28 protein-coding genes are annotated in these 26,079 nt (G+C 60.8%); 10 read left to right on the top strand and 18 right to left on the bottom strand.

Annotated features, from left to right (window positions below; genetic code table 11):
- Nucleotide 1 precedes the first annotated feature (1 nt).
- From cyoE to BM416_RS23920, 3 genes are all read left to right on the top strand, one after another.
- Complete coding sequence (gene cyoE / locus BM416_RS23930) at nucleotides 2-889, top strand: heme o synthase (protein ID WP_027607620.1); 888 nt, start codon at nucleotides 2-4, stop codon at nucleotides 887-889.
- A 105-nt stretch (nucleotides 890-994) separates the two neighbouring features.
- Complete coding sequence (queC, locus tag BM416_RS23925; protein WP_027607619.1) at nucleotides 995-1,693, top strand: 7-cyano-7-deazaguanine synthase QueC; 699 nt, start codon at nucleotides 995-997, stop codon at nucleotides 1,691-1,693.
- Between the two features lie 161 nt (nucleotides 1,694-1,854).
- Nucleotides 1,855-2,937, top strand: coding sequence for a pyoverdine biosynthesis transaminase PtaA (locus BM416_RS23920; RefSeq protein ID WP_092489682.1), 1,083 nt, complete (start codon nucleotides 1,855-1,857; stop codon nucleotides 2,935-2,937).
- 49 nt (nucleotides 2,938-2,986) lie between these two features.
- Here the strand turns inward: BM416_RS23920 and BM416_RS23915 are convergent, their stop codons facing one another.
- From BM416_RS23915 to BM416_RS23890, 6 genes are all read right to left on the bottom strand, one after another.
- On the bottom strand, nucleotides 2,987-3,703 hold the full coding sequence (locus BM416_RS23915) for a hypothetical protein (protein ID WP_092489681.1): 717 nt from the start codon (nucleotides 3,701-3,703) through the stop codon (nucleotides 2,987-2,989).
- 101 nt (nucleotides 3,704-3,804) lie between these two features.
- On the bottom strand, nucleotides 3,805-5,055 hold the full coding sequence (locus tag BM416_RS23910; RefSeq protein WP_092489680.1) for a 2-aminoadipate transaminase: 1,251 nt from the start codon (nucleotides 5,053-5,055) through the stop codon (nucleotides 3,805-3,807).
- A 149-nt stretch (nucleotides 5,056-5,204) separates the two neighbouring features.
- On the bottom strand, nucleotides 5,205-6,206 hold the full coding sequence (locus BM416_RS23905) for a diguanylate cyclase domain-containing protein (RefSeq protein ID WP_092489679.1): 1,002 nt from the start codon (nucleotides 6,204-6,206) through the stop codon (nucleotides 5,205-5,207).
- A gap of 136 nt (nucleotides 6,207-6,342) precedes the next feature.
- A complete protein-coding gene (locus BM416_RS23900; protein ID WP_092489678.1) occupies nucleotides 6,343-8,241 on the bottom strand; it encodes an alkaline phosphatase D family protein in 1,899 nt (632 codons plus the stop codon).
- Nucleotides 8,242-8,364: 123 nt separating this feature from the next.
- Complete coding sequence (locus BM416_RS23895) at nucleotides 8,365-8,562, bottom strand: hypothetical protein (protein ID WP_092489677.1); 198 nt, start codon at nucleotides 8,560-8,562, stop codon at nucleotides 8,365-8,367.
- Nucleotides 8,563-8,695: 133 nt separating this feature from the next.
- Nucleotides 8,696-9,484 (bottom strand): MlaA family lipoprotein, encoded by a 789-nt coding sequence (locus BM416_RS23890; RefSeq protein WP_092489676.1) that lies wholly within the window; start codon nucleotides 9,482-9,484, stop codon nucleotides 8,696-8,698.
- A gap of 164 nt (nucleotides 9,485-9,648) precedes the next feature.
- On the opposite strand from BM416_RS23890, the gene BM416_RS23885 reads away from it, so the two are divergent.
- On the top strand, nucleotides 9,649-10,359 hold the full coding sequence (locus BM416_RS23885) for a response regulator (protein ID WP_092489675.1): 711 nt from the start codon (nucleotides 9,649-9,651) through the stop codon (nucleotides 10,357-10,359).
- A complete protein-coding gene (locus BM416_RS23880; protein WP_092489674.1) occupies nucleotides 10,356-11,675 on the top strand; it encodes an ATP-binding protein in 1,320 nt (439 codons plus the stop codon). Before BM416_RS23885 ends, BM416_RS23880 begins: the two co-directional genes overlap by 4 nt.
- Before the next feature lie 22 nt (nucleotides 11,676-11,697).
- Here the strand turns inward: BM416_RS23880 and BM416_RS23875 are convergent, their stop codons facing one another.
- The 3 genes from BM416_RS23875 to BM416_RS23865 form a co-directional block, all read right to left on the bottom strand.
- Nucleotides 11,698-13,941: an ATP-binding protein gene (locus BM416_RS23875; protein ID WP_092489673.1), complete on the bottom strand. Its 2,244-nt coding sequence runs from the start codon at nucleotides 13,939-13,941 to the stop codon at nucleotides 11,698-11,700.
- Nucleotides 13,938-14,552: a biliverdin-producing heme oxygenase gene (locus tag BM416_RS23870; RefSeq protein WP_092489672.1), complete on the bottom strand. Its 615-nt coding sequence runs from the start codon at nucleotides 14,550-14,552 to the stop codon at nucleotides 13,938-13,940. Before BM416_RS23870 ends, BM416_RS23875 begins: the two co-directional genes overlap by 4 nt.
- 195 nt (nucleotides 14,553-14,747) lie before the next feature.
- A complete protein-coding gene (locus BM416_RS23865; protein ID WP_027607604.1) occupies nucleotides 14,748-15,128 on the bottom strand; it encodes a response regulator in 381 nt (126 codons plus the stop codon).
- 198 nt (nucleotides 15,129-15,326) lie between these two features.
- Between BM416_RS23865 and BM416_RS23860 the strand changes: the two genes are divergently transcribed.
- Nucleotides 15,327-15,869 (top strand): 3-demethoxyubiquinol 3-hydroxylase, encoded by a 543-nt coding sequence (locus BM416_RS23860; protein WP_256577585.1) that lies wholly within the window; start codon nucleotides 15,327-15,329, stop codon nucleotides 15,867-15,869.
- 42 nt (nucleotides 15,870-15,911) lie between these two features.
- A complete protein-coding gene (locus BM416_RS23855) occupies nucleotides 15,912-16,286 on the top strand; it encodes a c-type cytochrome (protein ID WP_027607602.1) in 375 nt (124 codons plus the stop codon).
- Here BM416_RS23855 and BM416_RS23850 read toward each other — a convergent pair whose 3' ends face one another.
- Genes BM416_RS23850 through BM416_RS23830 form a run of 5 tightly spaced genes read right to left on the bottom strand, consistent with a single transcriptional unit; the run spans nucleotide 16,287 to nucleotide 21,009 of the window.
- The gene (locus BM416_RS23850; protein WP_092489730.1) at nucleotides 16,287-18,308 is read right to left on the bottom strand and encodes an LTA synthase family protein; all 2,022 of its coding nucleotides are present in this window, start codon (nucleotides 18,306-18,308) and stop codon (nucleotides 16,287-16,289) included.
- On the bottom strand, nucleotides 18,308-18,907 hold the full coding sequence (locus BM416_RS23845) for a hypothetical protein (protein ID WP_092489671.1): 600 nt from the start codon (nucleotides 18,905-18,907) through the stop codon (nucleotides 18,308-18,310). Before BM416_RS23845 ends, BM416_RS23850 begins: the two co-directional genes overlap by 1 nt.
- Complete coding sequence (locus BM416_RS23840; RefSeq protein ID WP_092489670.1) at nucleotides 18,907-20,175, bottom strand: sialidase family protein; 1,269 nt, start codon at nucleotides 20,173-20,175, stop codon at nucleotides 18,907-18,909. Before BM416_RS23840 ends, BM416_RS23845 begins: the two co-directional genes overlap by 1 nt.
- Nucleotides 20,176-20,197: 22 nt before the next feature.
- On the bottom strand, nucleotides 20,198-20,743 hold the full coding sequence (locus BM416_RS23835; protein ID WP_092489669.1) for a cytochrome b/b6 domain-containing protein: 546 nt from the start codon (nucleotides 20,741-20,743) through the stop codon (nucleotides 20,198-20,200).
- The gene (locus BM416_RS23830; protein WP_048722823.1) at nucleotides 20,743-21,009 is read right to left on the bottom strand and encodes a PepSY domain-containing protein; all 267 of its coding nucleotides are present in this window, start codon (nucleotides 21,007-21,009) and stop codon (nucleotides 20,743-20,745) included. The genes BM416_RS23835 and BM416_RS23830 overlap by 1 nt, the downstream gene beginning before the upstream one ends.
- A 147-nt stretch (nucleotides 21,010-21,156) precedes the next feature.
- Here BM416_RS23830 and BM416_RS23825 point away from each other — a divergent pair, with 147 nt between their 5' ends.
- The 3 genes from BM416_RS23825 (at nucleotide 21,157) to BM416_RS23815 (ending at nucleotide 23,809) form a co-directional block, all read left to right on the top strand.
- The gene (locus tag BM416_RS23825; RefSeq protein WP_027607596.1) at nucleotides 21,157-21,819 is read left to right on the top strand and encodes a response regulator; all 663 of its coding nucleotides are present in this window, start codon (nucleotides 21,157-21,159) and stop codon (nucleotides 21,817-21,819) included.
- Nucleotides 21,816-23,168 carry a sensor histidine kinase gene (locus tag BM416_RS23820; protein WP_092489668.1) on the top strand — a complete coding sequence of 451 codons (1,353 nt, stop codon included), beginning with the start codon at nucleotides 21,816-21,818 and terminating at the stop codon, nucleotides 23,166-23,168. Before BM416_RS23825 ends, BM416_RS23820 begins: the two co-directional genes overlap by 4 nt.
- Before the next feature lie 74 nt (nucleotides 23,169-23,242).
- Nucleotides 23,243-23,809: a hypothetical protein gene (locus tag BM416_RS23815; RefSeq protein ID WP_092489667.1), complete on the top strand. Its 567-nt coding sequence runs from the start codon at nucleotides 23,243-23,245 to the stop codon at nucleotides 23,807-23,809.
- A gap of 228 nt (nucleotides 23,810-24,037) precedes the next feature.
- Here the strand turns inward: BM416_RS23815 and BM416_RS23810 are convergent, their stop codons facing one another.
- The 4 genes from BM416_RS23810 to BM416_RS30660 all read right to left on the bottom strand — a co-directional run.
- Nucleotides 24,038-24,283 (bottom strand): colicin E3-like toxin immunity protein, encoded by a 246-nt coding sequence (locus BM416_RS23810; protein ID WP_371856066.1) that lies wholly within the window; start codon nucleotides 24,281-24,283, stop codon nucleotides 24,038-24,040.
- 488 nt (nucleotides 24,284-24,771) lie between these two features.
- Nucleotides 24,772-25,143: a PH domain-containing protein gene (locus BM416_RS23805; RefSeq protein WP_027607590.1), complete on the bottom strand. Its 372-nt coding sequence runs from the start codon at nucleotides 25,141-25,143 to the stop codon at nucleotides 24,772-24,774.
- A 24-nt stretch (nucleotides 25,144-25,167) separates the two neighbouring features.
- On the bottom strand, nucleotides 25,168-25,497 hold the full coding sequence (locus BM416_RS23800; protein ID WP_092489666.1) for a hypothetical protein: 330 nt from the start codon (nucleotides 25,495-25,497) through the stop codon (nucleotides 25,168-25,170).
- 274 nt (nucleotides 25,498-25,771) lie between these two features.
- Nucleotides 25,772-26,079, bottom strand: a 308-nt coding sequence (locus BM416_RS30660; RefSeq protein ID WP_218190230.1) for a hypothetical protein, incomplete at its 5' end; no start/stop codon positions are given.

Genomic DNA, 26,079 nt, shown 5'->3' with positions numbered 1-26,079 from the left:
GATGTCGCTTAAGCACTTTATCCAAATCACCAAACCGGGGATCATTTTCGGTAACGTGCTTTCTGTGGCGGGCGGTTTCTTCCTGGCCTCCAAGGGACATGTCGATCTGGCCATCTTCCTGGCTGCGATGATCGGTACGTCCCTGGTGGTAGCTTCCGGTTGTGTGTTCAACAACTGCATCGACCGTGACATCGACATCAAGATGGAGCGCACCAAGAATCGCGTTCTGGTCCAGGGCCTGATCTCCCTGAAGCTGGCACTGATCTTCGCGACCGTCCTGGGTGTTGCCGGTGTGGCCCTGTTGTACCAGGTGGCCAACCCGTTGGCGGCGTTGTTTGCCGTGATCGGTTTTGTCATCTACGTCGGCCTCTACAGCCTGTACCTCAAGCGCAAGTCGGTGCACGGCACGCTGGTGGGCAGTCTGTCGGGGGCGATGCCGCCGGTGATTGGTTATGTGGCTGTGACCAATAGCTTCGACATGGCTGCGCTGGTGCTGCTGGTGATGTTCAGCCTGTGGCAGATGCCGCATTCCTACGCCATTGCGATCTTCCGTTTCAACGACTACCTGGCTGCGTCGATTCCGGTTTTGCCGGTCAAGCGTGGCATCCAGGTCGCCAAGAAACACATCCTGCTCTACATCCTGGCCTTCCTCGTGGCGACCTTGATGTTGACCTTCAGTGGCTACGCCGGCATGAGCTACCTTGCCGTCGCCGCCGCCATGGGCATGTACTGGTTGTACATGGCCTGGACCGGCTACAAGGCGGTGGACGACACCGTCTGGGCGCGCAAGCTGTTCGTGTTCTCGATCTTCACCATCACCGCGCTGAGCGTGATGATGTCCCTGGATTTCCAAGTGCCGAAAGAGCTGTTGCTGACCTACGCCCACTGAGTGTCTGAGTAATAAAAAGGCCCCGCCTTCGAAAGAAGCGCGGGGTTTTTTATTGAGTGACCTTTAAACTACGACCCAACCCTCCCCCCTGCAGGAAGCAAAGTGATGAGTAAAAAAGCCGTTATGGTGTTCAGTGGCGGTCAGGATTCGACCACCTGCCTGATCCAGGCGCTGCCGCTGTATGACGAAGTGCACTGCATCACCTTCGATTACGGTCAGCGCCATGTGGCGGAAATCGAAGTCGCCCGGCAGTTGGCCAAGCAACTGGGGGCCACCGTTCACAAAGTGATGGACGTGTCGCTGCTCAACGAACTGGCGATCAGCAGCCTGACCCGCGACAACATCCCGGTGCCTACCGTGAACAGCTCCGGAGAAAGCCTGCCGAGCACCTTTGTGCCGGGCCGCAATATTCTGTTTTTAACCCTGGCGGCTATCTACGCGTATCAGGTCAAGGCCGAGACGGTGATCACCGGCGTGTGTGAAACCGACTTCTCCGGCTACCCCGATTGCCGCGATGAGTTCGTCAAAGCCTTGAACCAGGCGCTCAAGCTGGGGATGGAGTACGACGTACGCCTGGAAACCCCGTTGATGTGGCTGAACAAGGCTGAGACCTGGGCACTGGCGGATTACCACCAGCAACTGGACCTGGTTCGCGAGCAGACACTGACCTGCTACAACGGCATTATCGGCACCGGCTGTGGCGAATGCGATGCGTGCAACCTGCGTGCACGTGGCTTGAATGACTACCTGCAGAACAAGGCAGCGGTCATGCAGAGCCTGAAGCAGAAATTGCAGCTGAACTGACCCCAATACGTAGCAGACCCTGGCCAGAAAAAAGCCCCGTCTTCGCAAGCCGTACGGGGCTTTTTCATGGCGGCTCGGTTAAATCCTTCGTCCGTTGTCTCGTCATACCCTTCTATAAAGAGCTGTGCGAATTCCTCACCCGTCTACAAGGAGTAGTCACCATGGTCAGCGTTAGTCGTCGATCCCTTCTCGCTCTTGGCGCCGCCCTGCCTTTGCTCGGGCGCCTGGATTGGGCGCTCGCCGCACCCGCGCCGACCAAGGCTGACAAGGTACTGCTCAACTACAACGAAAGCCCCTACGGCCCTTCGACGGCGGCCCGCGAAGCGATGCAGGGCGGCATCGCGACAGCCGGGCGGTATCCGTACAAACACATGTACGCCTTGGCCGGCCTTTTTGCCCAGCAGCACGGGATTGCCGAAGAGCAGGTGGCGGTGTTCGCCGGCTCCATGGCCGCGCTGCGCTACGCGGTGCTGGCGTTCACCAGCGAAACCCGCGGCCTGGTGATGGCCACGCCGTCCTACGAAGTACCGCGCCAGGCCGCCGAGTCCCGTAAGGCGCCGGTGCGCGAAGTGGACCTTGACGCCAACCACGCCCACGACGTTCCCGCCATGCTCGCCGCCGATCCCCAGGCGGGGATGCTCTATGTCTGCAATCCCAACAATCCGACGGGCACCATCACCTCCACCGAGGCTATTCGCCAGGCGCTGGCGAACAAGCCCAAAGGCAGCGTATTGGTGGTGGACGAGGCCTACATCGACTTCGCCGACACCCCAAGCGTGGTGAGCTGGGTCAAGGACCATGACGACCTGTTGGTGTTGCGCACCTTCTCGAAAATCTACGGTATGGCCGGCGCCCGTCTGGGCCTGGCGATCGGCCACCCGGCGCTGCTGGAACGGCTGGCGGTGTTCGGCGGTGACAATGTCCCGGCGGGTTCTTCCCTGCTCGGCGGCCTCGCCAGCCTGGAAGACGTAAAGCTGCTGCCGCAACGCAAGGCGCTCAATGCCCAGCTGCGCGATGAAACAATCACCTGGCTCAAGGGCCGTGGCTTCACCTGCACGGCGTCCCAGGCCAACTGCTTCATGATCGATGTGAAGCAACCGGCCGAGCAGGTCATCGACAAGCTTGCCGCACAGGGCGTGTTCATCGGGCGGGTGTGGAAAAACTGGCCGCAGTGGGTGCGCGTGACGGTGGGGAACAAGCGGGAGATGGAGCGGTTTCGCGAGGTGTTTGCGGCGACGGTCTAGCGCCGATGTGGGAGGAGGATTTCTTCCTCCCACATTCAGTTCAGGGATGTCACTGCTGCGCGATGCTGTAGCCCTCAAACGCCGTCTGCTGTTGCAGCGCAGTAATCACGCTCTTGCGGCTCAGCGGCTGCTCGACGCCGGCGTTATCCACAAAGCTTTCAACCTCCAGCTCGGCTTCGTCGCCTTCGCCTACAAAGCTGAAGCCCAGGAACTCAAACGCCTCACGGTCGACGTTCAACCGCGAGCGTGGCGTGCGCAGCGGCAGGGTGACGCTGGTGCCGTCCTTGCTGATCACAAACACTTCGGCTTCTTTCTTGGGGCGAGCGGCCTTGCCTTTGCCGGCGCTTGGGTTGCTGATGGCCTGGTGAGACTGGTTCAGCACTTTGAGGGCCAGCCCGTAGACCAGCTCCTGAAACTCAGGATCATCCTTGAAGCTCGACAGGATGCGGCTGATGGAGAACTTGCCGCTCAGGTCTTCAAGGGCGAGGTTGTCAGCGGCTTCGGCGTCCTTGAGCTGCTTGAGCTGGCCCATCAGGTCGTAGGCCTTGTCGTCGTCGAAGGCGTCGTGAGCCTGACGGATGGCCACGCGCAGTTCGCGGATCTGGTCGCTTTCCTTGGAGGTGTGAAAGGCGTCCAGCACCATCTCGCTGATGATCTTGGCGGCTGGCACATGCTGTGAAAGATTGATGGCGTTTTCGTATTCAGCCTTGGCGTGCAAGGCGGCTACGGATTCTTCGGCGGATTGTTCGGTGTAAGAATCGGACATTGAAATTTCACTACTTCAGTAAACGGAAGACAAAAAAGCGTCGCGCATTTTCAGCGGGGAGGGGGATCAGGTCAAGGCTGCCGACCGGCGAATGCAGGGCGTCAAACCAACTGCTTCAGGCACGCCTGGAGAATATCCAGTCCTTCTTCCAGCACCGCAGGCTCGATGGTCAGCGGTGCCAGCAAGCGCACGATGTGCCGCGACTTGCCGCTGGGCATCAACAACAGCCCGGCGTCTCGCGCCAGGCTCAGCAATTGGGTCAGTTGCCGGGGCGCGGGCGTGCCGTCGGCGTTGGCCAGTTCGATGCCACGCATGGCACCGACGCCGGTCAGGCGGCCCAGGTACGGCGACAGGAGCTGCGAACGCCAGGCGGCATAGCGACCGACGATCGCTTCTTCCTGCTGCGAGCCCCAGGCCTGCAAGTGTTCGTCCGTCATCGCATCGAGGGTGGCCAATGCCGCCGCGCAAGCGATGGGGTTACCCGAGTAAGTACCACCGAGGCCGCCTTTGGGCAGGTTATCCATCAAGGCTTTGCGCCCGACCACCGCGCCCAGCGGCACGCCGCCGGCGATGCTTTTGCCCAGCAGGATCAGATCCGGTTCGATGCCCAGGCGTGAGAAGGCGAAACGCTGGCCGGTGCGACCGAAGCCCGACTGGATCTCATCGGCAATCAACAGGATGTTGTGTTCATCGCAAAAACGCCGCAGGGCGTGGGCAAACTCGATATCCAGCGCCAGGAAACCGCCTTCGCCCTGCACCGGCTCGATGATGAAACAGGCGACGTCACCGACGTCGATTTCCACGCTGAACAAGCGGTCCATGGCTTTCAGCGCTTCAGCGCAGCTCACGCCGTTATCGGCGCTGGGGTAGGGCAGGTGATACACCGGGCCGGGCAGGACGCCGACCTTCTGTTTGTAGGGCGCCACCTTGCCATTGAGGTTGAGGGTGGCCAGGGTGCGGCCGTGGAAGGCACCGTCAAAGGCGATCACCGCCGTGCGGCCGGTGGCGCCGCGCACGATCTTCAAGGCGTTTTCTGCCGCTTCCGCGCCGCTGTTGGTGAGCATGCCGCTGACGGGGTAGTCCACCGGGATAAACCCGGTCAGGCGATCCATCAGTTCGATGTAGGGCGTGTGTGGTGCAGCGTTGAACGCATAGTGGGTCAATTTCGTCGCCTGTTCACGAATCGCCGCCACCACGCCCGGGTGGCAATGGCCAAGGTTGAGCACGCCGATCCCGCCGACAAAATCGATATAGCGTTTGCCCGTGGTGTCCCAGACCTCGGCGTTGCTGCCATGGCTGAGGCTGATGGGATGAACGATGGAAATCGACTGGCTGATGGTTTCGCGGCTCATGAATCTCGGACTCGGCAGTGGCGGGCGTGCTTTTATCTAAGCCGTGGGCCAGGCCCTGCCGCAAACGAAATAAAGTCGCCGGGTCATTCCAAATCGGAAGGAGCTGTTGCCAAAAGGTCGTTTTTGGCAACGCCGTAGCCCCGTCGATGCTACGCCGACACCCCATCCTTGCCCGCTGCCTTGGCGCGATACAACGCCTGATCGGCACGCGCCATAAGCGCGCTGGGGGATTCATCCATACGGCGCTCGGCTACGCCCACGCTCAGGGTGACGGGGAGGCCGCCACGCATCGGGATCTTGCGCATCTTTTGGCAGATTTTCTCGGCCAGCGCCCTGGCGGTTTCCAGTGCGCTTTTGGGCAGGACCGCGATGAACTCATCGCCACCCCAGCGGGCGAGCAGGTCGCCTGGGCGCAGGCAGCTTTCCAGGCATTCCACTACCTGCAAAAGCGTTTGGTCGCCCACGCCGTGACCATGCTGGTCATTGATCGGTTTGAAATCATCGATATCCATCGCGATCAATGCCAGCGGCAGGCGAAAACGCTGGGCGCGGTCGCATTCTTCCAGCAGGACTTTTTCCAGGCGATAGCGGTTGGCAACAAGGGTCAGGGCATCCCGTTCGGCCAGGGAGCGGTTTTCGTCCAGCTGCAATTGCAACTGCTGGTTGACCCGTGACAATTCGCGCGTGCGCTCGGCCACCAGCGCCTCAAGGGATTGGTTGCGCCGCTCCAGCTGTTCGACGGAGCACTTGCGTGTATGAATATCGCGATGGGCGCCGACCATCCGCGCCACCGAGCCATCGGGGTTACGGGCAATCACGTAGCCCCGGTCTTCGATCCACAGGTAGCTGCCATCTTTTTTGCGGCAACGGTATTCGATTTGATAATGGGGGGCGCGACGGTGGATGTAGTCATCGAACAGCGTCATCACGTGGGGGTAGTCTTCCGGGTGGATGACGGTCTCCCAGGTGAACACGCTGTTTTCCAGGGAATGGCGGGGGTAGCCCAGCATTTCGTACCAGCCCGGGTTGCGGTAGACGAACCCGGTATTGGCGTTCCAGTCCCAGATGCCGTCGCTGACCAGCTCCAGCACGGTATGCAGCATGTCGGCATTGAGGTGCGAGAAATTGCCGTTGTCGGAGGTATCGTCCATCTGTGCGCTCCTTGCATGGGCTGGCATCCAAGGCCAGTCATATTGATGCCGATACTCCGTGGCTGGAGCTACTGTACAACGGAGCTTGTGCGCTTTGAATAGGGCGGATGGACGGCTGCAGGAGGGTGGCCATGGGCTATTGCTTCGGCGCGATCATCCTGGTACGCGCCTTCCCATCGGCGTTGTGCTGGTAGATCGTGTCAGGCTGCCCCCGCTCGTTGAAGAACACTTGGCCGATGCCTGCCGAATTCCATAACCGTTCACCGGCCTCGGCATGCTCCGGGATATGCGGCACCACCTGCATGGTGCGGCGGCGAGTGAACCAGTTGAGGGGCGAGCGCGGCGAGTACAGCCAGCGGTTGAGGCGGTCGAACCATTCCAGCAAGCGCGGCGGGAATTCGTTCTTGATGCCGCTGCTGGTGATCTGCCAGATCCTGGGGCCGGCGTTGCGATGGCGGATCAGCACTTCATAGACGAACGAGTAGTGCACATCGCCCGAGAGGATCACGTAGTTACCCGGTGTGCGCGAGTGGCGAAAGATGTTGAGGATCACTTGGGCTGCACCGCGATGGGCCATCCAGTTTTCTGCGTCCACCAGCAACGGGTGGCCGCACCAACTGAAGATTTTCTGCACGGTCTCGATCAGCTTGACGCCGAAGATCGGCGCGGGGGAGACGATGATGGCCGAGGGATGGTCGAGCAGTTCCTGTTGCAGTTCGCTCAAGGCTTCCCAGTCCAGCAGGCCGGACGGTTGCTTGAGGGTGAATTCGCTGCGCCAGCGCCGGGTGCGGGTGTCGAGCACCACCAGGGCCGGCGTGGTGGGCAGCACGTAGTGCCACTGCTGGAACTTCAGCAACGCCGCGAGCAAAGCATCCTGTGCCTGGGCGTCCAAATGATTGTTCTGCGCCTGGCTGGCCAGTCGCTGGCTGTGGCCCACCAGCTCATCAAAGGCGTCCGGGTTATTGCCCCAGCCCTGGCACAGCAGGTATGCCAGCAGGGCGTTACCGATGATGCGTCTGGAGAACGGATGGCCGTAGGCGGTTTCTTCCCATTGCGCGCTGAGGTTCCAGTCGTCGGTGATGTCGTGATCGTCAAAGATCATCAGGGTGGGCAGATGGGCGAATACCCGCGCCACGCCCGGCAGGCCGTCGCGAAATTTATCCACCTGCACCTGTTCGCGGGCATAGCGCGCAGCTTCATCGGCGTTCAGTTGCGGTGGCTGTACGGTGATCAGGGACCAGGGGGTGGGCGACCACACCAGCAGGTACATTGCCATGACTTCGGCGAACGTCACCAGGTGATTGTCGGCGGTGCTGCTGGTGAAAATCGGCTTTTTCACGCCGCCAAAAAAACGTTCGCGCAGGGTCTCATTGCTGTCCAGCGCGGGTAGCAGGTCCGCGCGGTGGTAGTAGCTGGCGTGATGCCCGTAGAGGCTGGCGCTGTCGTCTACCACGGCGCCTTCCAGGTACTCGTCGAACAGGCCCAGGCGCGCAATCAGCCCATGGATCGCCCGCAACATCGGCCCGGCCACATCGTCGGCGTACACCTGGTCGCCGCTCATCATCAGCAAGGCTGGGCGGTCGGCTGGGGTAGGCGCATCCGCCAGCAGCCGATCGACGCAGAGCAGGCCTTCGTCGGCGCTGTGGTGAGGTTTGCGGCACGAGCCGTGTACCAACTGATGGATGTGGCTGTGCAGTACGAAACTTGGGCAGTGTGTGTCGGTGTACAGCAGGTGCGGTGCCCACTCGGCAATGCCGGCGTCGTCGACCAGCAGGTCATAGTGGATGACTACGTCCTGGGGCAGCGCCTCGTCCAACCGTACATCAATCAGATGGATGTACGCCTGGCGCCCCACCGGTACGACCTGGCACCGGTCCTGGCCCAGCGGTATGTCCAGGCACTGTTCGGCACAGTGCAGTTTCAGGCTCAGGGGCAATGCCCGGCTCCCCACCAGCCACAGCACCAGGCGCCGGGGTTCCAGGCGCCGCAGCAGAGGGCCGGCGAGTACGGCGGGCAAGGTGTCGGGATGTGGCATGCGGTAACAGGCTCCGGCCAGGGTTGAACCGGCAAGGTTAGCGCAACGGATGTCAGTGTTTTGTTAAGGCGGGGCGGTCTGTAAAAAAGAAGAAGGGCAATACGCTGCCCTTCTTCCTGCGGTTCAGAGCAAGTTCCCCTTGCCCAGGCTATCCAGGCCGCCACTTCTGGGGCGGTTGCGCGATGAACCGTCAGCCTCCTGAGGCTCCAGTTGCGACTGAGGGTCTTCAATGCTGCGTTTCTTGCGTTGCAGGGCTGTGTCGTCCTGCGGCGTAGTGGGAGGAGGAGGGGGGAGCGGTGTGGCGTTGATAGAGCTGAGCATGGCAGTGTCCTTTTATCTATTAGTCGAGTGTTACTTCACCCCTTGGAGCGAAGTGCAGCCAAACTTATAGAGCAGGGCGCTGGCGAGCTATAAACGTCCTGCTGCAAGATATGACGACCTTTGGCTACTCGGCTCAGAAGTCATCAGCGGCGCCGTTCGCGCAACCCCCGGTCGCGGGAGTGGTCGCGCCGTCCTTGCCATCCAGCACAAAGGCCGCACGGTTTTGTGCCACGACATTACGTATTGCGCTGTAATAGTCCGGCAATTTTTGCAGGCTGTCGGTGAGCGGCAACAGTGATGCCCGGGTATCCACGGTGCCACCTACCAGGCTGAGGGTGCCCAGGGTCTGCACGGTGTCACTGTCTCCCAACGGCGAGACCAGGAAACTCAAGACTTTGCCTGCCGCATCGCGGCTGTTGCCGGTGCCCAGCAGTGGCAGTTCGACAATCGGCCCGTTGCCGATGCCCCACACGCCGAATGTCTGGCCGAAGTCGGCGCTATGGCGGGGGATGCCCACGCGGTCTGATACATCGATCAGCCCCACCACGCCCACGGTGGTATTCAGCGCAAAACGGCCAAGGGTATTGACCGAGCGCCTTGGGTTGCCTTGCAACAGGTCATTGATAAACACCTTCGGCTCGCTGAAGTTGCTCGCAAAGTTATGCACACCCTGCTGGAAAAAATCCGGCAGGTAGCGGTAGCCACGTGCTACCGGCGCCAGGGCGTAGTTATCCACCGTCCGGTTGAAGGCAAACACCCCGCGATTGAGCGGTTCGGCCGGGTCATACACCGGGTAATTCACCTGGGCGCAGCGGGTGGTGGTGCCCGAGGGGGCCGGGCTGGCGCAGCCCGTGAGGTAAGACACGGTCAACAACAGCACGACCTGACGAGCCAGGTGCCGGGGATAGGTCAGCGAGCGCATAAGCACGGTCTCCGCAAAAGGGAGGCCGATGCTGGCAGCCGTCCCTTGCGCAAAGATGTCTGGTTTATTGCGGCGCTGACGCTTTATTGCACGATTGAAATATATGACGGGCTGCGCCGAATGGTTTTAGATGGCGCATCGACAACACCCAGTGATGCCCGCCTGTGAGCAACCTTTTGATCGTGGACGATGACCTTGAAGTCCTCGCGCTGCTGAAGAAATTCTTTATGCAACATGGCTATGCGGTCGAGACCGTCGCCGGTGGCACCGAGCTGTGGGCCGCCATGGAGCGTCATCCCGCCGATCTGATCATTCTTGACCTGATGCTGCCGGGGGAGAACGGCTTGTTGCTGTGCCAGCGCCTGCGCCAGCAGTACGCAACACCGGTGATCATGCTCACCGCCATGGGCGAACTCAGCGACCGCGTGGTGGGCCTGGAAATGGGCGCCGATGACTACTTGAGCAAGCCCTTCGACGCTCGTGAACTGCTGGCGCGGGTGCGTGCGGTATTGCGTCGGGCAGGCGAGGGGCGGCCAGTGTTGGGCGAGTCTGCCCGTCCCTTGATTCGCTTTGCGGGCTGGCAACTGGACGTTACGCGCCGTGAACTGCGCTCCCCCGACGAGGTGATGATCCCGCTGTCATCCGGCGAATTCGACCTGCTGCTGGTCTTCGTCGAACACCCCCAGCGCGTGTTGCCCCGCGAACAACTGCTGAACCTGGCGCGGGGCCACAGCCATGACGCATTCGACCGCAGCATCGATGTGCAGGTCAGCCGCCTGCGCCGCAAGCTGGAGTTCGATACCAAGCGCCCGGCGATGATTCGCACCGTGCGCAACGGCGGTTACCAGTTCACCGCCAGTGTGAGCCGTTCATGAGCCGCCGTCCACGTGACACCGTAGCGCGCTGGATTGCCCTGACCATCCTGGTTGCGATGTTTACCGCGCTGGCGCTTAACGCCCTGTTCGTACAATTGGCGGGCGTGTGGGCACGACCACCGTTGACCGAAATCGGCTTGCTGGAAAAGATCGCCGTGGTGGTGCGCGCGGTCGAGGCGTCGCAGCCTGCCCAGCGAGCACACCTGGCTCAGGTGATGGGCGATGAGTCCTTCAGCGTGACGTGGGTAGCGCAGCGCGCGGCCTTTGATTTGCCCGTGCTGAACGACCCGGACTTTGATTCGGGGGAGCAAGCGTTCAAGCACCTGCTTCAGGGACCGACCCGGCCCATGGAAGCCTACGAACCGTCCGACTGGCCAGGTGGCAACGGGCAGTATGTGCTCCTGATGCAACTGGCCGATCAGTCCTGGCTGATGTTCAGCGCCCGTGCCCGCAGTTGGGGGCTGGACGAGGGCGTGCGCAGCGTGATTGTGGTGCTGCTGGTGCTGATCTCGACTGCGCTGGTTACCCTGGTCGCGACCCGTCGCCTGGCTCGCCCCCTGCAACACTTCGCCCAAGGCGCGCGGCGCTTTGGCGCCGACTTCCGCGCGCCGCCCATCGAGCCGGTCGGGCCCCACGAAATCCGCCAGGCGATCCTCGCGTTCAACGGCATGCAGGCGCAGTTGCGGCACTTTATCCAGGACCGCACGCAAATGCTCGCGGCCATCTCCCACGACCTGCGTGCGCCCCTGACCCGCCTGCGCCTGCGCGGTGAATTCATCGAAGATGCCGACCAGCAACGCCGGCTGTTCAATGATGTCGATGAAATGCAGGCCATGATCAACACCGCCCTGGCGTTCTTCCGCGACGACGCGCGCCTGGAACAGGCCACCCAACTGGACCTGGCGGAACTGCTGCAAACCCTGATCGACGACTACCGCGACCAGGCGATAGAACTTGCTTTCAGCGGACCGCCGCGCCTGGTGTACTTTGGCCGGCCCTTGGGCCTCAAGCGGGTGATGACCAACCTGATGGACAATGCCATCCACTACGGTCGGGCGGCGGAAATCGAACTGCAACAAGGGCCGGCCGAAGTGGTGATCCGCGTGCTGGATCGCGGCCCGGGGATTGCGGCGCAGTATCGCGAACAGGTGTTCCTGCCGTTCTACCGCCTCGAAAATTCACGCAACAAAAGCACCGGCGGCGTCGGACTTGGGCTGTCTACCGCCCGCGCGATTGTGCTGGAACACGGCGGCACACTCACCCTGTCGGAGCGCCAGGGTGGTGGGTTGGAGGCGGTGGTGGTGTTGCCGGTGTAACCGGCGCTCGCCACAGGGGCGGTCAGGTATGGGAGTCCTCAATCACCTTCGGCACCGTAAACCGGAACTCACTGCCACGGCCCACTTCACTTTCAGCCATGATCTTGCCGCCATGGGCCTGGACAATCCCCTGGGTGATATACAGCCCCAGGCCGGTGCCGGTGGGATTGTTTTCCGACTGGGTCCAGTAGCGATCAAACACGTGGGGCAGTTGATCAGGCGCAATCCCTTCGCCTGAGTCACGCACCGAAAACACGATCTCTTCACCATTGGTCATCGCACTGATGCCGATATTGCCCTGGCGCGGAGTGAACTTGATGGCATTGCCGATCAGGTTCGACAGCACCTGGAACAGCCGCTCCGGGTCGCCGTTGATCTGCAGGCCAGGCTCTGCGTTGAACGACAGGTCGATGCCTTTTTCCAGCGCCAACGGCGCGAGCAGGGAGTAGGCCTCTTCGAACATTTGGCTGACGTCCAGGGCCACGGGTTTGACCACGTAGCGCCCGGCCTCGATTTTCGAGGTGTCGAGCAAGTCTTCCAGCAAGACGTTCATGCGTCCGGCAGCCTGTTGCATGGTGTCGATGGCCGAGGAAATGCGTCGCGAGGTATGCGGGCCGTCGGAGCTGAAGGCCTTTTGCATCATGCCGCAGAGCATGGAGATCACCGTCATCGGGTTGCGCAGGTCGTGGGACACCACCGCCACCAGGTCATCGCGGGCGCGCACGGCCTGTTGCTCGCGCAGCACCTGGCGGGCCAGGTCGTTTTCCAGGGCCGAGCGGCGCAGGTCGTTGGCGGCGAACAGGTCGCCATGGCTCCACTTGGTGGAAATACCGGCCATCTCCACCTTCCAGATTTCAAACGAGGTACGCGGGCGAAGGCGCAGGCCGGCGTCGGAGTTTTCCAGGTCGAGCGGCTTTTTCGGGTCACCACTCCAGTTAATGTTTTCTTTCACTTCCGGGCGGAACCACAGCACACCGTTATCCACAGGCTTTGGCAGGCTCATGGCCAGGACACCGCTGGCCACCTGTTGGAACTCGGCGCCTGGCGGGTAGATCGACACCAGGTTATGGCTGGAGAACACCGGCTCGCCGCTGTCCTGCAGCCACTTGTGCAAGGCCCGGATCTGCGCCGGTTCCGGGCAGTTGCCGTAGCGGTGCAGTTGCTTGTCTTCGATGATCGCCACGCCGCCGGACAAGGTCAGGTCCATCAGCACCTGGCCGCGCTGGGCCAGGCCGTCGAACACGTTTTCTTCGGAGGCCTTCATGGCTTTATCCAGCAACGCCAGGGCCTCGACTTTTTCTTCCCGCTGACGGTTCAGGTCCAGGGCTTCCATGGCGCTGATCTGCAATGACAGCACCTGGCCGATGGTCTGGCAGGTGATGCGCAAATCATTGGGTACTAGCAGCGGTTCACGGTTGCCGCAACTGATCAGGCCCCAGAGCTTGTCGCCCTTCATCAGCGAAATGCTCATGGACGACAGCACGCCCATGTTTTGCATGTACTGGCAGTGAATCGGCGACACGCTGCGCAGGGTGGCAAAGCTCAAATCCAGCGGCTCACCGGTATCCGGGCGCAGCTTGGGCAGCAATGGCACCGGCTCGTAGGCCGCATTCGGGATGATGCGCAGCCAGTTGGTGCGATACAGCTCGCGGGCCTGCTCCGGGATATCGGACGCGGGGAAGAATAGCCCGTTGAACAGCTCCATGGACGGTGCCGACGCTTCCGCGATCACCTGGCCATGGCCTTCTTCTTCGAAGCGGTAGATCAACACCCGGTCGTAACCGGTCATGGCCTGGATTTCAGTCACGCTGATTTCGTACAGCGCTTGCAGGGTTTTCGCTGATTGCAAACGTTGCAGCATCTTGCCCAAGTCACTGCTGCGGCCTTTCAGGGCCCGCGGCCGGAAGTCCTTGAGCCGCGGTTCGAATTCCAGCACCAGCACGTCCTGATGGCGGTGCAACAGGCCTTCGAACTCGGCGCCGTTGAGGGTGACGTGCAAAGGCGGCGCATCAAGGAAGCTGTTGTGTTCGGCCATGGCCTGCACGGCCTGGGCATGCTCGGCACCGATCAGCGTGTGCAGTGGCTGGCCCAGCAACGACTCGGGGGCGCGGTTGAACAGGCTGGCGACGTTAGTGCTGACTTGAATGATGTTCAGGTCGGGCTCCGACAACGTCAGCAGCACACCGTGGGGTTGGATCGCCCCCGGAAAGCGGATGGGCTCGTCGGCACAGTTGGCAAGCAGCTCTTCAAAGTCTTCGGGTTTCATAGCAGTACCTCCTGGCTGTCGAGCCATTGCTCAAAGCAGCTGAATGTCGAGCGGGCCGCGTGCACCGCGCGCTGTTTGGCTGGCGTGTCCAGCGGCAGGCGGCCCAGGTAGTCGAGAAAATCTTTCCAGCGCCGACCGGTTTCGGCACCGTACACATCGAGGAACGCCCCTCCGTTGTCGGCGTCCAGCGCCAGGCGTCGAGCCATTTCCCGACGCAGTACCTGGCCGCCCAGGGTTGCGCCTTCAAGCACATACAAGGCACCGAGGCAGGCGGCGGGGGTGTCGAAAGCGGGTAATTGCCCACAGTGCGGCAAGGCGTTGATCGCGCAGGCGTCCAGGCCAAGGGCGTGAAGATCGTCGATTAGCGTCGGCGTTTTCATACGCAACGCCGGGTCGAAGCCTTCAGGGATAAACTCACAGCCGTACAGCGCTGCTTCAATCGGCCGGTAAAACCCGTAATACGCCTGGATCAGGCGCCGATACCAGTCGGCATCCAGCTCCTCGGAAAAAAACGGCAGGCGTTCTTCCAAGGCTACGTGCAATAGGCCGGTGCCTGCGCGCAACGCGTCCAGCAATGAGGGCGCACCACCATCATGGGCCTGTGAATGCATGCAATGAGCTCGAACTGTGGGCCTTTCGGCCATGAATGACGCGTTGTAAAAGGCGACAATTCTACACAACAGGTGAGCATCAGCTGAACGCACAGACGAAAAGGCTGACCAGCGGATCAGAAAAGTCGCTCCCTACTGATACAGGTGACCACAAGGCAGGCGGTGAAGTTCGGCAAAAGTGATGTCGCGAAGCTATCAATGCATGGATGAGCCCTGCTGGGTCAGCGCCGTTTGCACACACTCAAGTAAATGTTCGGTGCTCCACGGCTTGGGCAGAAACCGCACGGAGCCGCCCAATTGCTGTGCGAGTTTGGCATTGCCGGAGGTGAGCAGTACCGGCACCGACGGCCAGCGATGAGCCACTACCCGGCTCAAGTCATAGCCGTTGAGCAACCCCGGCATCTGCACATCGCTGACAATCAAGTCCACCGGATCATCGCCGCGCTCCAGGTAAATCATTCCTTCATCGGCTGAAGGAAAAGACGTCACAACCGCGCCGAAATCCTCCAGTACATCCACCATCAACGACCGAATGATCTCGTCGTCTTCCAATACCAAAATCGATGGCTGAGCCATGATCCTTACTCCACCATCAGGGTTCAGTAAGGTGGAGTGGAACGGGGTCGGATAGGTTCGATTGGATGCGTATGGGGCGATGGGTGGTCAGTTTCGAGGGTCTAGGTTGCGCATTTGCGCGGAGGTACGGCAGGATACCGGCGCTCTGCAATCAGGATCGGCCCGAATCCCGTGGGCCCTCGCACAAGGTCGTCAACCGTGAACGCTTCCGCTGCCCCCTTGATCGACCCGGACCTGGGCAATCGCATGATCAAAGTCGACCACGCCGGCGAGCATGGCGCGATCTGTATCTACAGCGGCCAGCTGTTTATGGCGCGGTTGTTTGTACCCGGCATGGTGGGTGAGCTCGAGGCATTCCTGTCCCACGAGCGCCGCCATCGCGCGGTGTTCCAGGCCGAGTTGCAACGACGGGGTTACCGACGCTGCCGCAGCTACTGGCTGTGCGGCCTTGGCGGGCTGGTGCTGGGCCTGCTCACCGGGGTGTGCGGGCGCAAGGCTATTGTTGCCACCACCGTCGCGGTGGAAAGCGTGGTGCTCAAGCACCTGGCTCATCAGCTTCATGTGTTACGCGAAATCGACCCACTGGCCGTGACGGCCATTGCTTCCATCGTTGAAGAAGAGCAACACCACCATGACCACTCGGCTGCGCAGATCGATGTGCAGGATCCCTGGTTTCGTGCGCTGACGCCGGTGGTTACGGCGTGGACCGAAGCGGTGATCTGGATGGGTATGCGCTCCTGACAAACAGGCATAATCGCCGCCAACACCGATGTGGAGTCACCCATGAAGTACGTCCTGCTGACCCTTGCGCTGATCCTTAACACCGGCGCCGCCAATGCCGCCGGCGATGCCGAGGCCGGCGGCAAGCTCTTCACCAAGACCTGCGGCGGCTGCCACAGCGTCGGCGAAGGCGCACGCGGTGGCTTTGGCCCGGAGCTCAACGGCATCATCGGCCGACCTGCCGGTACCACCACCGACTATCAATATTCGGACGCGATGAAAAACTCCGGTGTGGTCTGGACCCGCGACAAGCTCGCGGCCTACATCGAAGCGCCCAAAAAGGTGGTGAGTGGTACGCGCATGATTTTCTGGGGCATCAGCGACCCGGAAAAAATCGACAATATCCTGGCGTACCTCGAGACATTCCAACCCAAGTAATCACTCACGCACATTCCTGAACAGCATCAACCGCGCACTCTCGTGCAGCCCACGGGTCAGTGCCTGCAGGCGCTGGAATTCCTCGGGGTGCTGCGCGGCCACATCGTCACGCGGGGTGAGTGATGCCAGGTCATGCAAGGTGGGTGAGCTGCCGTCGTGCTGCATCTGCAGCAAAAAGTGCCGGGTCACGCCGCCGATGATCGGGAAGGTGCCTTCGCGCAATACCAGCGGCACCACGCGCTCGCCCTCGGGCGCCGGTTGCTGGATGTCCCGGCCCATCGCACCGTTGCGGAACGGCACGCCTGCCATGCCGGCCACGGTGGGCAGCAGGTCGGCCAGCCCCACCGCTTCTTCGATCACCCGCGGCGCAAGGCCGGGAGCGTGGATCAGCAGCGGCACGTTGTTACTTTCCAGGCCCAGCTGTTCGAAGGCCGGCGCCATGTGCGGGATCTGGCTGATGCGGGTGTTGTGGTCGCCGAAGAACACAAAGATGCTGTTGTCGTAGTAGCCGCCGGCCTTGGCGATGTCCATCAGCCGGCCGATGTTGTAGTCCAGCAGACGCACGGCGTTGTACTGCTCGACGCTGCGGGACCCCGCGGCCTGGGCCTGTTCCAGCGTCACGTGGCTGAGCTGGAAGCCATCGTTGTGCTTGGGGATGGTGAAGGGGCGATGGTTGCCGGAGGTTTGCAGGTAGGCAAAGAACGGTTGGTCCTTGGGAAGCGTGCTCAGCAGATCGTCAGCTTCCTTGAACAGGTCCAAGTCGGAAATCCCCCACACGTCTACCCGTGGCGACTGCCAGTCGCTCTCCTCGAACAGTTGCACATCGTCGATGCTCTGGCGGATCAGTGCATTGATATTCGCCCAGCCGGCGTTGCCGCCGATCATGTAGAACTTCTGGTAGCCCACGAATGCATTGATCAATGTGTGTTGCCGCGTGATCAGCGGGTTGCGCGTGGCGGTCTCCTGGCGGGTGACGTCGGGCACGCCGGTGATGCTGGCCCACACGGTTTTCGCGGTGCCGGTGACAGGCACATAGAAGTGTTTGAAGAACCAGCTTTGCGTCGCCAGTTTGTCCAGGTTCGGCGTGGGGTTGAGCGGGTTGCCATAGGCGCCCACGGCGCTGGTGCCGAGGGATTCGAGCATCACGAAAATCACGTTGGGCGGGCGCTCGCCGGCCAGTCGATAGGGCTGCACGCCTTGTTCGCGGATGAAGTCCAGGGACTGGGCATCGGGCTGGGTCACGCCCAGGTACTCGGCGACTTGCGGGTAATACTGGCGGACCTGGGCCTCATCGAACTGCGATTGGCCGACCTTGAGCGTGTCATACAAAAACAGCACCGGGTTCAGGCCCACGGCGGCCAGTTGGCTGTTGCCGGCAAAGAAGGCATCGCTCCAGCGCAGGGGCACCGGGTTTTCCAGGTTGAGATGGGCGACACGGCCGAGCAGGGCCAGCAGCACCGCGACGACGCCCATCACACTCACCACTGCCAGTGCCGGTTTGCCGATAACGGCGGGCGCTTGATCCAGGGTCAACCGCTCCAGGCAGACCAACGCCCAGACCCAAAGCGCCACCGCCGCGAGCCAGCAGGCGGTTATCCACAGTACCGGGTAGGTTTCCCACACCATCTGCTGGGAAATCTGCGCATCCTGCAGGTAACGTAGCACCGTCGCATTGATACGCACGCCGAGGTAGGCGTAGTGGCCGAAGTCGATGATGTACACCAGCCCCACCACGGCCAGTGCGATGACCAGATAAACGCGCGCCAGCCAGCGCAGGGCCGGCAGGGTGGTGAGGTTCCAGCGCGGCAACCACGCCAGCACGGCCAGCGGCAGCAGGAGTAATACCGCCAGGCGCAGGTCGAAACGCAGGCCGATTCCCAGGGTTTCCAGCAGCGCCGGGGTGTTCAAGTCCAGGCCGGAAAAACCCAGCACAAACACCAGCCGCAACGCAGCCAGCAACACAAATACCAACCCGATCGCGCCCAGGCCGTAGCGCAGGCGGCGTGATTGCAACGCACTCATCATTGACCCCGGTGCCATTTCAAAAGAGGGCGCCAGGCGGTGCTGATCAGCAGCCCCGCGCCGGCGATCAGGCAGTAACCGGTCAGCAACGGGTCGACCAGATAGTCCCAATAGTTTTCCGACGCCTTGAGCCGTAACGCAAAAGCCAACGTGCCTATCGCCAGCATCCACACCGCCAGCGTATTACGCAGCCACAGCATCAACAGTGCGGCCGCCGCCGCCAGCACGATCATAGGCCGCGGGTTGAAGCCCCAGCGGTACGGGTCGAAGTAAGTCAGGCCCAACGTGGCCGGGTACAGCACCAGGCTCAGCAGGCCAAACAGCAGCAAACTCTGCACCTGATGCCGACGAGCGAGCGGTTGCACTAAGCCCAGGCGGCTGAGCACGACCCACGCCAACAGCACCAATGTGCTGATCGCCAGGTCATCGGTAAAACTGCGCACATACGCCGCCAGCGGCAGCTCGTTGACTGGGATAAAACTGACCGCCACGAGCACCGGCAGCAGCCATGGCCGCCAGGGAGCGGTAAACCTGAGCGCGCTCAACAGCACAAACCCCAGCAGCACAAAACTCAAATGGGCCTGCCACACAGAAACCATCACAGACGCTCCGCCAGCCAGGCTTCGTTGAAGCTGACATGTTTGATAAAGGTGTTATTCCACGAGTACACCACGTGGTACATGCCGTCCGGGCTGCGGCTGAAGTACGGGTACTCGTATTCGAAATCGCAGCCTTGGGGTTTGCATACGCGGTAATCGAGGTTGCTGAGAAAGCGCTGTTCCAGCGGCAGGCGTTTGGCGCCGCTGGAGGCGCGGAAGCCTTCGCCGATGATTGCTTTATAGGCCTCGGGGGAGAACGGTTGGCCGAGCGGGTCGGGTGACTCATCCAGTTGCACCACGGTGCGCCATTGGCTGAGCTGGGCGTCGGTGCCGTAGAGGCTGAGCTTGAAGCGGCCGTCCTGCAGGTCGTTGAGGGCCACGAGCAGCCCGTCATCCTCGGTACCCACCGCCGCCAACGATGAATTGGGATTTGCCGGTTCCAGTGGGTACGGCTCGCTCCAGGTTTGCCCCGCATCTTCGGTGCGGCTGGCCAGCACGCGGTGGTGGGTGTCGCCGGCGTAGCGCAACATCGCCACCGCGCGCTTGCCATCCAGCGGCACGATGGTCGGTTGCAGGGAGTTCTTGCCGCGGCTGATGCGGAATTTGTCGATTACCGCGCCGTCTGCACTCAAGTACAGGTACTCGGCAAACTTGCCCATGAACTCGTGGTACACCGGCAGGCCGATGGAGCCGTCGGCGTGGAACACCGGCGCGGCGCGTACCAGGGTACTGATGTTGAAAAACGGTGAGGTCACCAACTGTCGGGGCGCGGACCAGTTGGCGCCGAGGTCGTCGGACACCATCAGGTTGATCGCACTGGTGGCCCAGCCACCGACCGACACCGACACATAAAACATCCACAGGCGTTTATCCGGCCCCAGGGCGATCACCGGATTGCCGAGCTTGCGGATATAACGCTGGGTGCCGTCGCGTGTGCTTTCCCGCGTGGCCAGCACCTGCTCGGCACCCCATTCGCCGCTGCGCGCATCGAAGCGTGCGGTGCGCACCTGTACATCGGCGGCGCCTTCACGGGAACCGGCAAACCACACGGCGATCAAGTCGCCACCGGGCAGGGCGGTGACCGAGGACGCGTGGACAAAGTCAGTGAGCTGCGAGGACACAAAACGGCTGGTGTATTGCGGGGCCGCCGCCACCTTTGAGGTGTTCGGCGCCACTTGGGCAAAGGGTGCCAGCACATGGGGCGGATGGCTTAGCCATGCGGCCACGAACACGCCGAGCAGGCTGCAGATCAGTAAGGCGGAGCGCATAGAGAACCTGTCGAGAAAAGGATTACTGCGCAGGCTCATCCGGCAGGCGCTTCCTGCGACCGGTGAGCATGGATAACGGCAGGTTGTCCCGCACCTGGATACTTTCAAACACCGCGGCCAGCACATGGATGCACACCAGGCCCAACAGCACATTGGCGGCGGTCTCATGGATTTGCAGGGGCCAATCGGCGCCCCACAGGGCATCCACTTCCTGCATCAAAAAGCCGCTGATGCCGAGGGTCAGCAATGCCAGCAACATCGACAGCATCACCAGCGCACCGAGGGGCGAATGGCCCAGGCGATGCTGCGGGCGGCGGTTGAGCAGCGAGCGCAGATGGGTGTTCAAGCGTTTCGGGGTCGGCCAGAAGTCCGCCCAGCGTGCACTGCGCGGTCCGATGAACCCCCACACCGTTCGTACCAGCAGCCAGGCCATGGCGTAATAGCCCAGCCAGACATGCCAGTCATCGCCCGCTTCGTTAAAGAAGTAATTGGCGATAAAGACCCCGGCGATCGACAGATGAAACAGTCTTACCAATGGGTCCCACAGGCGCAGGGATTCGCCTGGCATCAGCCTTTGATCTCAGTCTTCACGGCCTTGCCGGTGACCGGATCGTGGTAGATCTCGACCTTGCGCTTGTCCTTGTCGAAACCGTAGATCTCGTAGCAGTTGCCGTCGGTGACTTTGAACTTGCTGATCTCGTAGCCTTCGGCCTTGAGCTTGTCCTGGAAGGCTTTTTCGTCTTGCCATTGCGAGCGTTCGGCGGTGGTGCATTGCGGCCCGGCAACGGCCAGGGGGCTGGCGATAATCAGGGACAGCAGGAGAATTTTGCGCATGGAAAAGCTCTCAGCAGATGTGGGAGATTTAACAGTGCAAAACCAACCTTAGGGCAACCTTAGTTGGCAACGCGCCGTAACATCTTTGCCGGAATAGCCCTGGTCAGAACCCGGCATGATGCCGCCGATTCCTACAGAGACTTTGCTATGCGCCTACTCCTTGTCGAAGATGATCGTGCCCTTGGCCAAGGGATTCGCGTGGCATTGGGCGTTGAGGGCTACACCCTGGATTGGTTGCAGGATGGCGTCGCGGCCCTGCATGCCCTGCGCACGGAAAGCTTCGATCTGTTGCTGCTCGACCTCGGCCTGCCGCGCCTTGATGGTCTGGACCTGCTGCAGCAACTGCGTGCCGAGCAGCACGACCTGCCGGTGCTGATCCTCACCGCCCGCGACGGCACCGCCGAGCGCATCGCCGGCCTGGATGCCGGTGCCGATGATTACCTGGTCAAGCCCTTCGATGTGGAAGAACTCAAGGCCCGCGTGCGTGCCCTGCTGCGCCGCAGCCAGGGCCGCGCGCAACCGATGCTGGAACATGCCGGCGTCAGCCTCGACCCGGCCACCCAGCAGGTGCGGTACCTGGACGCGGACATCATCGTGACGCCGATGGAGTACCAACTGCTGCACCAACTGATGGTACGCCCCGGCAAAGTGGTGACCCGCGAGCGCCTCTCCCGCGCGTTGTATGGCTGGCAGGACCGCGTCGAGAGCAACACCTTGGAAGTGTTGATCCACAACCTGCGTAAAAAGTTATCCACCGAGCTGATCCGCACCGTGCGCGGCGTTGGCTATGTATTGGCGCTCAAACCATGACCTCCGTGCGTGCTCGCATCCTCATCCCCGTCCTGGTGCTGATCCTGTTGGGCGACGCCCTGATCAGCTGGCTGGTGCTGCGCGATAGCCACCACGAAATCGAAGAAGTCTACGACGCCCAGCTCGCCCAAAGCGCGCGCCTGTTGCAAGGCGTGCTGCGCCAACGCGACCCCGGCGAGGCTGATTGGGACCGGCTGTACCAGGCCTTCGACCAGGCCATGAGCCGTGTCGGCGAAGGCGGCGTCGCTCACCCTTATGAAACCCGGTTGACCTTCCAGGTGTGGCGCAGCGACGGCCAATTGCTCGTACGCTCCGCCGAAGCGCCGGTGTTGCCCGCACCGCCGGCTACCCTCGGCTCCCACGACATCATGGACAACGGCAACGACTGGTGCGCCTTTCTCCTCGCCGATCCGCAACAGGGCCTGCTGATCTGGGTGGGCGAGCGCGACGACATTCGTCAGGACGTGATCCAGCGCATCATGCGCCACACCCTCTGGCCCACCTTGATCGGCGTGCCGCTGCTCACGGTGTTGATCTGGCTGGTGATCGGCTGGGGCCTCAAGCCCTTGCGCGCCATGGCCCGCAAGATTCGCGGGCGAACCGCCGAGACCCTGCAACCGCTGCACCTCAAGCCGCTGCCCAGCGACCTGGAGCCGATGCAAACCGCGCTCAACCGGCTACTGGTCCAGGTGGATGATCTATTGGAACGCGAACGCCGTTTTATCGCCGACGCCGCCCACGAACTGCGCACCCCCCTGGCGATCCTGCGCATTCACGCGCAGAACGCCCAAAGCGCCGGTACCGAGGCCCAGCGGCGCGAAGCCTTGGACTTCCTGGTCAACGGCGTCGATCGCGCCACCCGTATTGGCAGCCAACTGCTGACCATGGCGCGTATCGAACCGCAGTTGAACAACCCCAAGCGCAGCCGCGTACAACTCACCGAGCTGGTGCGTGAAGAACTCGCCGAACTGACACCGCTGGCGATGGAGAAAGGCGTGGAGTTGGTGCTGGAAGGGGATGAAGACTGCTGGATCGAAACCGAACCGGTGGCGCTGGCCATCGCCCTGCAAAACCTGGTGACCAACGCCCTCAACTTCTCCCCGCCGGGCAGCGAAGTGAAAGTGGTGATTGGCGCCCATTGCCTGAGCGTGGAGGACCAGGGTCCGGGCATTGATGAGGCGGAAATGGGGCGTTTGTTCGAGCGGTTCTACAGCCGTGGCAATGCCAATGGCGCAGGGCTGGGGCTGGCGATTGTGCAGATGATCGTGGGCAAGATCGGCAGCCGGTTGGCGTTGCATAACCGTGAACAGGGCGGGTTGTGCGCGCGGTTGGTGTTTAACGAGACCTGAGGCGATCATGGCGGAACATTCTGTTTAATTACAGGTCCAGTCATCATCGTTCACCCTGATAAGGACATCCTCCCGTGAAGCGAATCGCACTGCTCTCCCTGGCCCTGGCGCTATGTGCCTGCCAATCCAACCAACGCGACTCATCGCCCAGCCTGTTCAAGGACGGCATCCAGCTGCGCCAGAAAGCCGTGGCCGTCGATGCTGAGCACGCCAAAGTCATCATGAAAGCCTACGGCGGCACCGCTCCCGTCGAGTTCTCGATACGCCGCGAAGGCGACCCCGATGAACGCATGGAAACCCTGGGCACGGTGATGGATACAGGTGAAGGCCGCGTCTTCAACTGGATTGCAAAGCTCAACCAGACGGTGGCCAGCGCTGGGTTCAAGCGCTTCCCGCAGTTGGAGATCCAGGCAGATCCTGGCAAGAAGCTGACCGTTGCCAGTTCGTCCACCGACTCACGCCCTGGCATCTACGCCATTTGCGGGCCTCTGTTAAGTAGCTTCCAGCCTGAAAAGGGCAAGGTGTATCTGGTGGAGTTCCAGTTCAAACCCTCGGCGTGTGCGCAGCAGGTGTTTGATATTACGGATCCGGGGAAACGGGTTCTGATTGGGGGGGAGGGGAGTGAGGCGAAAGAGGGTTAGGTGGACGGTCGAACAAATGCGGATGCTGCGCCTGGAGGGACCTGAAGGTTTGATACTTCCAGCGCTCTCCGCCAGGGTCTTCATCGGTCGTGCTGACTTCGCCGAAGTACCAATGCTCTGATTCGAAAACGTTTCCTTTTTCGTCCTCGTGGATGAAGTGAAAGCCAACTTCGTGGAGGCCTGCCTGAACGACAGTCTGCGCATGAAGATGAATTCTCTAAGTCTGTGTTATTCGTTTGCACCTTCGTAATCAAACGCGATGAAGTAGTCGCTTTCTGAAAGAGCAATTTCATGAGAGAAGTGTGTCTGTATCAGTGATAGCCATTCCCGCCGCAGTTCAAACATACCGTTATTGACGTCCTCGTCTATCGACAGTCCAAGTTTAGAAATCACGGAGTAGTCGTTTCCTAGGTCCGCTGAGTCCTCCGTTCCGCGTAGCCACTCTGTGGTTCTGTCGAACCATTCCAATCTCATTTTTAGTCCCATGTGTCCAATCGGCTTAATTCGTTGGCTAGTGTCGGAAAAGTAGGCTGATGTTTGAGTCAGTCGCGCTGCTTCGATTATTTCGATTTTCGTTTGTTTCGTTCAGTGACTCAAATGTGGAATTGTCGGTGAAGGCCGAGTTTTCAACTGGCATGACACTCACCGTATCCATGTCGACGAGAAGCCAGGCAGCAGGTAGTGGTGGCGAGTGTGGCCAGGTAAGGCACGCGGCGATTTGCTCGCCGCATGGTTCAACGTTGCATCGGCGTGAAATCGAACGACCATAGGCCGCTGGCACGGTTTACTGTCACGTTCACTTCAGGGTCGGTGAAGCGTCAGCTGTTGACTGGGGGCTCCATTTATTTGATGAGGTTGCGTGTAGTCAGCGTCGGTTTACTTTTAGGTGATCGGGCTCGGTTCAACAGAGTGGGTGACGATCAATAGGCGTTATCGGTGATGCTCTGAAGCACGCCTGCTGATCAGCTCAGCAAGTGCTTGGAGATCAAGCGCGAGATTTCAACAATCGAGGTCTTGCCGGTGAATTCAAATTTCACTTTCCCCAACGACGAAAAGTAAATCTCCAGTTCCGAATCCAGATCAAACGTGCCGGACGTTTCCACCGAGTACGCGACGATGTTCTTGTACGGCAGCGAGGTGAAGTCTTTCTTGCTGCCTGTTATGCCTTGTACGTTCACTGCGATGATACGTTTGGTGGTGAAGACCACGCCGTCGCGCATGGCTTTGTAGGCGTCGATGACTTCTTCTCCGTCCAGCAGCAGGGCCGCGACGCGCTCGGCGTATTCGTTGTTTTGCTTGAGTTTGAAGAAGCCTTTGTTATTGAAGTCGATCATGTGAAGGTCCTTGTGGTGAGTCCGTTATTGAATGGCTTTAAGGTAGTCCTTCAGTGTCGCGAGCAGTGGCTTGAGTTCCTCCAGCGTGGAGGCTTGCTGTACGTCGGTAGACAACCGCTGCAGCTCACGTCCCAATACCGTATCGGCCCCCCCCAAAGCGACCAGTGCCTGCACCACACATTCGTCTATCTTCAGCAGAACTCCCGGCAGATCCCCCTGTCGCACCAGCAACCCGAACACCTCCCGCTCATACCGATCCATCACCAGGTCGTCCCTCAACACCGGGCTGCCGCCGTCCTCCTCATGCACGAGCTTGAGTGCAAAGAGCGCAACAGCTTCCAGCGTCAATTCCATGGTGTCGGCTCCTCTGGGGTTGGGGGAGGGCGATGATCCCTGTTCTGGGCGTGAAAACAAAGACCCCATGCGTACCGGGCTCTCCTGCGGTATTAAAGAGTCGCCTGACTTCACGGTTGGCAGTCGCATCCCCTATTGGCCAAGTACACCTTCTATCTATATAGACGCAACGATGCGCTTCTTTTAAGGGAGGCGTCGTTGCGTCGCGGTGTGGGCTCTTTGCTAAGGAAAAGATTTTTCAGGGCGGGGGTTGACCATGTAATTCAATGCTGTATTATTCGCCTCCCGCTGACGAGAGATCGCAAGCGCAAGTGGTTGAAGTTGTTGAAGAAATCTTCGAAAGCTTCTGAAAATAATCACTTGACAGCAAATGAGGCTGCTGTAGAATGCGCGCCTCGGTTGAGACGAAAGCTCTTAACCAACCGCTCTTTAACAACTGAATCAAGCAATTCGTGTGGGTGCTTGTGGAGTCAGACTGATAGTCAACAAGATTATCAGCATCACAAGTTACTCCGCGAGAAATCAAAGAATAACCAACGATTGCTGAGCCAAGTTTAGGGTTTCTTAAAAACCCAAAGATGT

This window comes from Pseudomonas sp. NFACC42-2 (assembly GCF_900116055.1).
Classification (GTDB): Bacteria; Pseudomonadota; Gammaproteobacteria; order Pseudomonadales; family Pseudomonadaceae; genus Aquipseudomonas; species Aquipseudomonas marginalis.
This window is presented reverse-complemented; position numbering and strand designations above follow the sequence as displayed.

Coding starts and splice junctions, on each gene's coding strand:
- cyoE (WP_027607620.1), top strand. CDS start 2: ATGTCGCTTAAGCACTTTATCCAAATCACCAAACCGGGGATCATTTTC.
- queC (WP_027607619.1), top strand. CDS start 995: ATGAGTAAAAAAGCCGTTATGGTGTTCAGTGGCGGTCAGGATTCGACC.
- BM416_RS23920 (WP_092489682.1), top strand. CDS start 1,855: ATGGTCAGCGTTAGTCGTCGATCCCTTCTCGCTCTTGGCGCCGCCCTG.
- BM416_RS23915 (WP_092489681.1), bottom strand. CDS start 3,703: ATGTCCGATTCTTACACCGAACAATCCGCCGAAGAATCCGTAGCCGCC.
- BM416_RS23910 (WP_092489680.1), bottom strand. CDS start 5,055: ATGAGCCGCGAAACCATCAGCCAGTCGATTTCCATCGTTCATCCCATC.
- BM416_RS23905 (WP_092489679.1), bottom strand. CDS start 6,206: ATGGACGATACCTCCGACAACGGCAATTTCTCGCACCTCAATGCCGAC.
- BM416_RS23900 (WP_092489678.1), bottom strand. CDS start 8,241: ATGCCACATCCCGACACCTTGCCCGCCGTACTCGCCGGCCCTCTGCTG.
- BM416_RS23895 (WP_092489677.1), bottom strand. CDS start 8,562: ATGCTCAGCTCTATCAACGCCACACCGCTCCCCCCTCCTCCTCCCACT.
- BM416_RS23890 (WP_092489676.1), bottom strand. CDS start 9,484: ATGCGCTCGCTGACCTATCCCCGGCACCTGGCTCGTCAGGTCGTGCTG.
- BM416_RS23880 (WP_092489674.1), top strand. CDS start 10,356: ATGAGCCGCCGTCCACGTGACACCGTAGCGCGCTGGATTGCCCTGACC.
- BM416_RS23875 (WP_092489673.1), bottom strand. CDS start 13,941: ATGAAACCCGAAGACTTTGAAGAGCTGCTTGCCAACTGTGCCGACGAG.
- BM416_RS23870 (WP_092489672.1), bottom strand. CDS start 14,552: ATGCATTCACAGGCCCATGATGGTGGTGCGCCCTCATTGCTGGACGCG.
- BM416_RS23865 (WP_027607604.1), bottom strand. CDS start 15,128: ATGGCTCAGCCATCGATTTTGGTATTGGAAGACGACGAGATCATTCGG.
- BM416_RS23855 (WP_027607602.1), top strand. CDS start 15,912: ATGAAGTACGTCCTGCTGACCCTTGCGCTGATCCTTAACACCGGCGCC.
- BM416_RS23850 (WP_092489730.1), bottom strand. CDS start 18,308: ATGAGTGCGTTGCAATCACGCCGCCTGCGCTACGGCCTGGGCGCGATC.
- BM416_RS23845 (WP_092489671.1), bottom strand. CDS start 18,907: ATGGTTTCTGTGTGGCAGGCCCATTTGAGTTTTGTGCTGCTGGGGTTT.
- BM416_RS23840 (WP_092489670.1), bottom strand. CDS start 20,175: ATGCGCTCCGCCTTACTGATCTGCAGCCTGCTCGGCGTGTTCGTGGCC.
- BM416_RS23835 (WP_092489669.1), bottom strand. CDS start 20,743: ATGCCAGGCGAATCCCTGCGCCTGTGGGACCCATTGGTAAGACTGTTT.
- BM416_RS23830 (WP_048722823.1), bottom strand. CDS start 21,009: ATGCGCAAAATTCTCCTGCTGTCCCTGATTATCGCCAGCCCCCTGGCC.
- BM416_RS23825 (WP_027607596.1), top strand. CDS start 21,157: ATGCGCCTACTCCTTGTCGAAGATGATCGTGCCCTTGGCCAAGGGATT.
- BM416_RS23820 (WP_092489668.1), top strand. CDS start 21,816: ATGACCTCCGTGCGTGCTCGCATCCTCATCCCCGTCCTGGTGCTGATC.
- BM416_RS23810 (WP_371856066.1), bottom strand. CDS start 24,283: ATGAGATTGGAATGGTTCGACAGAACCACAGAGTGGCTACGCGGAACG.
- BM416_RS23805 (WP_027607590.1), bottom strand. CDS start 25,143: ATGATCGACTTCAATAACAAAGGCTTCTTCAAACTCAAGCAAAACAAC.
- BM416_RS23800 (WP_092489666.1), bottom strand. CDS start 25,497: ATGGAATTGACGCTGGAAGCTGTTGCGCTCTTTGCACTCAAGCTCGTG.